We start from the raw sequence: 7,618 nt of genomic DNA, 5'->3' as shown, positions 1-7,618 counted from the left end.
GCCGCCCCCCGTGCCGCGGCCCGGAGCCTCCCCCGTACTTCTCGGACGTCTGGAGACCGCGATGAAGCGCACTCTCGTCACGCTCAGCACCGTGTTCGGCATGCTCACCTCGGTCGCCCTGGCGCTCGCGCCGGCCGCGGCCGCCGAGACCGCGCCCAACGGCTACCCGTACTGCGCGAACGGCAGTGCCGGCGACCCGGACGGGGACGGCTGGGGCTGGGAGGACGGCAGGTCCTGCGTCGTACGGACCACCACCGGCGGCACGACCGCGCCGAACGGCTACCCGTACTGCGTGAACGGCAGTGCCAGTGACCCGGACGGGGACGGCTGGGGCTGGGAGAACGGGAGGTCCTGCGTCGTGCACGGCTCCTCGGCCGACACCGGGGCGGGCGGCAGCGGCAGCAGCGCGGCCTGTCCGTCCGGGATGGCCTGCGGCTCCTACTCGGTCGGTGGCCTAGGGAGCCGCAAGAGCCAGGTGCGGGCCGCCGGCGGCAACAGCCTCGACCTCGCGGTGGCGATGCTGGAGACCGACACGATGACCGGCACCTACGCGTACGGCGACAACAAGTCCGGGGACGCGGCCAACTTCGGCATCTTCAAGCAGAACTGGCTGATGCTCCACTCCGCCTGCGCGCAGTTCTCGGGCCAGTCGGCCGGCCAGTACAACAACGGCGCCGTCCTCAACAGCAACCTCGGCCAGGACATCTCCTGCCTGCACCAGAGCCAGAGCCACTACGGCATCACCACCTGGTTCGCCGGCCACCGCAACGGCTCCTCCGGCCTGGGCAACCCCGACACGGCCGACATCGCCGACTACCGGACCGCCATCTACTGGATCAAGGCCCGGATCGACTCGGACGCGGCCAACCTCGGCAACGACACCCGCTACTGGGTGTCCGTCCCCGCGATCTGACCCCACCGCCCGCCGGGCCCGCCGCACGCGGTGCCGGCCCGGCCCCCGGTACCGCACCCCGGTGCCCCTCCAGCGCCTGTCCGGCTCCACGGGCGGGCGCTTCCGGAGCTCCCGAACGACCAGCGCGAAGGATGAGCGAACATGCGCAGAGGATGGGTGGCCGTCGCGGCCGCGACCACGATGCTGCTCACGGCCTGCGGTGGCGGGGCCCCGCCCGTGGACGGCGGGGACAGCAGGATCGCGGGCGAGATCACGGTGCTGACCAACCGCACCGACCAGGTCGCGGACGGCACGCTGAAGAAGTACGCGGACAGGTTCACGAAGCTGCACCCGGACGTCAGGGTGAAGTTCGAGGGGATCACCGACTACGAGGGTGAGACCAGGATCCGGATGAACACCGACAGCTACGGGGACGTCCTGCTGATCCCCGACGACCTGGCGGTCAGCCAGTACCCCACGTACTTCGCACCGCTGGGCACCGCCGACGACCTGTCGCCGAAGTTCGACTTCACCGAGTACGCCACCGTCGCCAACCAGGTCTACGGCCTCGCCAACATCGGCATCGCGACCGGCTTCGTCTACAACAAGGCGGTCTGGGACCAGGCCGGCATCACCGAGTGGCCGACCACGCCCCAGCAGTTCATCGACGACCTCAGGGCCGTCAAGGAGAAGACGCAGGCCATCCCGTACTACACGAACTACCGCGACGGCTGGCCGCTGCGGCAGTGGACCGACCACATCGGCGGCCCGAACTGCGAGAACTCCGCCAAGGACGCCCTGGCCACCACCCCCGACCCGTGGGCCGCCGGAAGGGACCTCCACACGATCGACGGCCTGCTCTACAGCGTCGTCCACGAGAAGCTCACCGAGGCCGACCCCACCACCACGGACTGGGAGAGCTCCAAGTCCCTGCTGGGCAGCGGAAGGATCGCCACGATGTTCCTCGGCTCCTGGGCCGTCCCGCAGATCGAGAAGGCAGCCGAGGCCGCGGGCCACAACCCGGACGACATCGGCTACCTGCCCTTCCCCGCCCTGCGCAACGGCCACCTCTGCACCGTCGTGCAGCCCGACTACAAGTACGCCGTCAGCACCCACTCCAGGAACAAGGCGGCGGCACGCGCCTGGATCGACTGGTTCCTGACCAAGTCCGGCAGCGCCCAGGCCGAAGAGGCCATCTCCACCCTCAAGGGCACCCCGCTGCCGCCCGCACTGAAGACCTTCGACGACCGGGGCGTACGGATCATGGCCGAGACCCAGGACAAGGCCTCCGTCGTCAGCCGGATCGACAAGGGCGCCCAGATCGGCCTGGACACCCCCGACTACCGCCGGAGGCTGGTCGACATCGCTCGTGGCGCCGCCCCCGGGGACCAGGACAGCTACTTCGCCGAACTCAACCGGAAGTGGGCCCGGTCCCAGCAGAAGCCGGGCGGCTGACCAGCACCGTCCGGCTGCTCCGCAACGGCCTCTCCGGCCGTGGCCGGACAGCCCCACCGTGCACCGGGCCGGGCCGGCCGAAGCCCGTGCGGGACGGCGGAGTTACCGAGAATCGACGCCTGGTCCCGGATCCGGTGATCGTGCCGCCACGGGCGTCCCCGTTCCCTAGGCTACGGAGCATGATCGATCCCGTGACACGCGATTTCGGCGACACCGACCGCCGCAGCTGGTCGCCCGGGTCCGCGGCCGACGCCCCGCGTCCGGTCAGGGCCTACCTCTGGGAGCCGTCCACGCCGGCCGCCGCGGACCCGCCCCCGCTGCTGTTGCTGTCGCACGGGACCGGGGGCAGCGCCCGCGACCTGGCGTGGCTGGCGGAGGCCCTGGCCGGTGCCGGGTTCCTGGTGGCCGGGGTGGACCACCACGGCAACAACTGGGTGGACGGTTACCTCCCGGAAGGCTTCGCCTTCAGCTGGGAGCGCCCGCGCGACCTGGGGTTCCTGCTGGAGAAGCTGCGGCAGGAGCGTGCGGTCGGCCCGGTCGGCGCGATCGGGTTCTCGCTCGGCGGCTACACCGCCGCCGCGACCGTGGGCGCGCGGATCGCCCCCGAGCGCTTCCGCGCCCTCGCCCTGGGGCTGGTGCCGCTGCCCCCGCTGCCCGAGTTCCCCGATCTGCTGGAGGCCATGAACGCCCGGTACGCACCGGAGCAGTTGGAGAGCGTGGTGGAGCAGTCCGGTGCGGACTGCTCCGTGCCCGACGTCGAGGCCGCCTTCCTGATCTGCCCGGGCATCGGCGCCCTGATCGACGAGGGGTCGCTCGCGGCGGTGGCCCGTCCGGTCTCCATCCACTGGGGTGGCGCCGACGAGAACGCCCCGGGGCCCGAGAACGCCCTCCACTACGCCGGGTACATCCCCGGCGCGGAGGCGGTCTGCGTGGGCGAGGAGGTCGGCCACTACCTCTTCGTGGACGGCGGAGCGGAGGGCGAGCCGGTGCGCCGCCGGGTCGCCGCCGACGCCGTCGCGTTCTTCCGCCGCCACCTCGCGCACGCTGCTCCGTCCTGAGCCCGGCGGCGGCCGACGGTCGCGCCCGTACGCGGGCTGCTCCTCCGTCGGCCGCACGCCGGCCCACGGCCACCCGGCCACCCGGGCACCCGTGAGGCGCCCTTGACCGAACCCGCCGGCCCGGCCGCCGGAAGGGCCCGAAGACCCCGGCCGCCGACCCTGCGCGCTGCGGCGCCCTCTTCGCCCTGCTCCCGGGCTCAGCGCCGCCATCCTGCCTGCCCGGCCCACGAGTTGACCTGAAGCCCGGCGGGAGGCTTCGTGCCGGCCGCGCAGCCGTGCGCGCCGTCCGCCCCCGTACGGGGAGCTGTCACCCCCGCAGCATGCCCGAATACAAGTGAACCGGTAAAGGGAATGAGCCGAACAAGGTTCCAAGTCAGCTCGGCCTGTGGCTCGTTATGTCCGTTATGAGGCTGATTAGAGCGGTTTTCTGAGTCGAAGCCGGGCCGCAGGACTTAACGTAACCGGTTTATAGACAGGTGTGCTCCGGCAGAGTTACGGTTGCTCGCGCCCACCCCAGACCGGCCAGCGACAGGAGCCGCACCATGAAGGACGTCACCCAGCTCGACGAGGGCTGGAACCTGTTCCACGCGGGAGCGCTGCTTCCCGTCCAGGTCCCGGGCTGCGTCCACGCCGACCTGCTGAGTGCCGGGCTGATTCCCGACCCGTACGTCGGCGCCAACGAGCACGAGGTGGCCTGGGTCGGCCGCCAGGACTGGACCTACACGACGCGGATCGAGGCGGCCGCGGGCTCCCACGAGCGCACCGACCTGGTCTTCGACGGCCTCGACACCGCGGCCCGGATCACCCTGGCCGGCACCGAGCTGGGCCGCACCCGCAACATGCACCGCAGCTACCGGTTCGACGTCACCGGCCTCGCGGGCGAGCTGGCCGTCCGGTTCACCAGCGCCTACCAGGAGGCCGCCGAGGTACAGGCGATCACCGGGGCGCGCCCGAACGTCTACCCCGAGCCGTTCCAGTACATCCGCAAGATGGCCAGCAGCTTCGGCTGGGACTGGGGCCCCACGCTGCCCACCGCCGGCATCTGGCGCCCGGCCCGCCTCGAACACTGGTCCACCGCCCGCCTCGCACAGGTCCGCCCGCTGGTGACCGTCGAGAACGGCACCGGCCGCGTCGAGCTGCGGCTGACCGCCGAGCGCACCGCCACCGGCGCCGGCCGGCCGCTGACCGTCCGCGCGACCGTCGCCGGGGTCACCGCCGAGACGGCCTTCGACGGCGACGAGGCCGTCCTGGTCGTCGAGGTGCCCGACGCCGGCCTGTGGTGGCCGCGCGGCTACGGCGGCCAGCCGCTGTACGACCTCGACGTCACCCTCGCGCACGAAGGCGCCCCGCTCGACACCTGGCACCGGCGGATCGGCTTCCGCACCGTCGAGCTCGACCGCTCCGCCGACGAGCAGGGCACCGGCTTCACCCTCGTCGTCAACGGCGTGCGGATCTTCGCCCGGGGCGTCAACTGGATCCCCGACGACACCCTGATCACCCGCGTCACCCCCGAGCGCTACCGCACCCGGCTCACCCAGGCCGCCGAGGCCAACATCGACCTCGTCCGGATCTGGGGCGGCGGCATCTACGAGAACGAGGCCTTCTACGACGTCTGCGACGAACTCGGCCTGATGGTCTGGCAGGACTTCCTGTTCGCCTGCTCCTCCTACCCCGAGGAGCAGCCGCTGCGCGGCGAGGTGGAGGCCGAGGCCCGCGAGAACGTCGTCCGCCTGATGCCGCACGCCAGCCTCGTGCTGTGGAACGGCAACAACGAGAACCTCTGGGGCTTCCGCGACTGGGGCTGGGAGCCGGAGCTGGCCGGCGACTCCTGGGGCGAGGGCTACTACCTCGGCGTGCTGCCCCGCATCGTCGCCGAACTCGACCCCACCCGCCCCTACGCGGCCGGCAGCCCCTGGTCCGGCTCCTGGGACCACCACCCCAACGACACCGACCACGGCACCCACCACTCCTGGGAGGTCTGGAACCGCCAGGACTACACCGAGTACCGCGCCAGCGTGCCCCGCTTCGTCGCCGAGTTCGGCTGGCAGGCGCCCCCCGCCCACGCCACCCTGCTGCGCGCCCTGCCCGGCGAGGCGCTCGCCGCCGACTCGTCCGGCATGCTGCACCACCAGAAGGCCGACGACGGCAACGGCAAGCTCAACCGGGGCGTCGAGCGGCACTTCGCCCTCCCCGGCGACTTCGACCGCTGGCACTACCTCACCCAGGTCGTCCAGGCCCGGGCCGTCGCCACCGGCATCGAGCACTGGCGCTCCCACTGGCCGCGCTGCGCCGGCACCGTCGTCTGGCAGCTCAACGACTGCTGGCCGGTCTCCTCCTGGGCCGCCATCGACGGCGACGGCCGGCTCAAGCCGCTCTACCACGAGCTGCGCCGCCTGTACGCGGACCGGCTGCTGACCCTCCAGCCGCCCGGTGTGACCGGCGCGCCCGAGGTCGCGCTGGTGAACCAGGCCGCCGAGCCCTGGCAGACCGTCCTCACGCTGCGCCGGGTCGCCGCCGACGGCACGGTGGCCGGCGAGTCCGAGCTGCCGGTCACCGTCGAGCCCCGGTCGGTGCTCCGCCTCGCGGTGCCGCAGGCCCTGCTGCCGGTCGAGGGTTCGGCGAAGGAGTTCCTGGCCGCCGACGCGGACGGGCTGCGCGCGGTGCACTTCCCGGTGCCGGACAAGGCGTTCGACTACCAGCAGCCCGAGTTCGACGTGGCCGTGGAGCCGGTCGCCGGTGACCCGGGCGCCGTCCACGTGGTGGTCACCGCCCGTACGCTGCTCCGCGACCTCCTGCTGCAGGCCGACCGCATCGCCCCCGGGGCCGCCGCCGACCGGGGCCTGGTCACGCTGCTGGCGGGCGAGCAGACCCGGATCCGGGTCACCGGGGCCGGCGCGGTCGACGCCGGGGCTGCCCGTGCCGCCCTCTTCTGCGTGGAACCGGCCTGAGCACGGCCGCCTGACGCGTCACGACCACCCGGTCTCCGGGCGGGGTCCGCAGCCGAGAACGGCCGCGGGCCCCGCCCGGGCGTTCAGCGGGGGACGGGGCTGGTGCTCGCGCGGGGTACGAGGCGGGCCGCCTCGGTGCGGCTGCTGGCGCCGCTCCCGTCGGCGATCTCGGCGAGCAGGGTCTGCGCCGCGCGGGCGCCGTAGGCGCGGATGTCGCGGGTGAGAGCGGTGATCGCGGGGCGGACGACCCGGGTGAGCGCCGAGTCGTCCCAGGCGACGATCGACAGGTCGCGCGGGACGTGCAGGTTCAGCTCCTGGGCGGCGCCGAGCCCGGCGACGGCCATCAGGTCGTTGTCGTAGAGGACCGCGGTCGGGCGTTCGGCCGCGAGCAGCAGGCGGCGGGTGGCGCGGGCCCCCTCGTCGCCGGTGTAGTCGGCGTGGACGACGGCCGGCGCGGGGAGACCGGCCTCCTCGCAGGCCCGGACGACGGTCTCGTCGCGGATCGCCGTGTGGGCGAACGCGGCCGGCCCCGCGACGCGGGCGATCCGGCGGTGGCCGAGTGCTACCAGGTACTGCACCACCTCGCGGGCGCCGGCCGCGTCGTCGGACCAGACCGTCGGCAGGACGGCCGAGGCCTGCGGCGGCCCGAGGATCACGGTCGGCATCCCCAGTCGCTCCAGGACGGGCGTGCGGGTGTCGGACACGTGCGTGTCCAGCATCAGCACACCGTCCACCTGGCGCTCGCCCCACCAGCGCCGGTGCACGGCGCTCTCCTCCTCGTGCGTGGACACCACTTGGAGCATCAGTCCGAGCGAGGGTCCGGCGAGGACGGACTCGATGCCGCTGATCAGCTGCATGAAGAACGGTTCGTGCCCGAGGATGTGGGTGGGACGGCAGACCACCAGGCCGATCGCGTCGGCGTTGGCGGCCTTCAGCGAGCGGGCGGCGCGGCTGGGGCGCCAGTCGAGCTCCGCCGCGATGGCCTTGATCGCGGCGCGGGTCTCCTCCGAGACGCCCGGCCGGTCGTTGAGCGCGTACGAGACCGCCACCTTGGACACTCCGGCCCGGGCTGCGATGTCGCTGATGGTGAGACGCTTCATCCGGGCCCTGCCCTCATGCTTAACCGATTACTTCCCGTCCGCGTCGACTGTACGCCCCTCCTCGGGGCGGCGGTCGGCGGCCGCCGGCACCGCCGGGCAGGACGGGCCGCGGGGGGCCGCCCCCCCCCCCGGGGGGGGGGGGGGGGGGCCCCGGGGGGGGGGGCC

Annotated in this window: 5 protein-coding genes; 4 read left to right on the top strand and 1 reads right to left on the bottom strand. The window is 73.1% G+C overall.

All coding sequences use genetic code 11. The annotated features are described in order from the left end of the window. The 4 genes from ACFUK0_RS38775 to ACFUK0_RS38760 form a co-directional block, all read left to right on the top strand. Positions 1-913: carbohydrate-binding domain-containing protein (locus ACFUK0_RS38775; protein ID WP_380258543.1), on the top strand; the 913-nt coding region annotated here is incomplete at its 5' end. Positions 914-1,054: 141 nt separating this feature from the next. Continuing rightward, positions 1,055-2,347, top strand: a complete 1,293-nt coding sequence (locus tag ACFUK0_RS38770; RefSeq protein ID WP_380258541.1) for an ABC transporter substrate-binding protein — start codon at positions 1,055-1,057, stop codon at positions 2,345-2,347. 191 nt (positions 2,348-2,538) lie between these two features. Further along, on the top strand, positions 2,539-3,405 hold the full coding sequence (locus ACFUK0_RS38765; RefSeq protein WP_380258539.1) for an alpha/beta hydrolase family protein: 867 nt from the start codon (positions 2,539-2,541) through the stop codon (positions 3,403-3,405). Positions 3,406-3,947: 542 nt separating this feature from the next. Beyond that, complete coding sequence (locus ACFUK0_RS38760) at positions 3,948-6,353, top strand: glycoside hydrolase family 2 protein (RefSeq protein ID WP_380258537.1); 2,406 nt, start codon at positions 3,948-3,950, stop codon at positions 6,351-6,353. Positions 6,354-6,436: 83 nt separating this feature from the next. Here the strand turns inward: ACFUK0_RS38760 and ACFUK0_RS38755 are convergent, their stop codons facing one another. Then, the gene (locus ACFUK0_RS38755) at positions 6,437-7,453 is read right to left on the bottom strand and encodes a LacI family DNA-binding transcriptional regulator (RefSeq protein ID WP_380258535.1); all 1,017 of its coding nucleotides are present in this window, start codon (positions 7,451-7,453) and stop codon (positions 6,437-6,439) included. Positions 7,454-7,618 lie beyond the last annotated feature (165 nt).

The organism is Kitasatospora sp. NPDC057223 (assembly GCF_042669755.1).
Classification (GTDB): Bacteria; Actinomycetota; Actinomycetes; order Streptomycetales; family Streptomycetaceae; genus Kitasatospora.
Note: the sequence above shows the minus strand (reverse complement) of the source record. Positions and strands in the feature narration are given on the sequence as shown.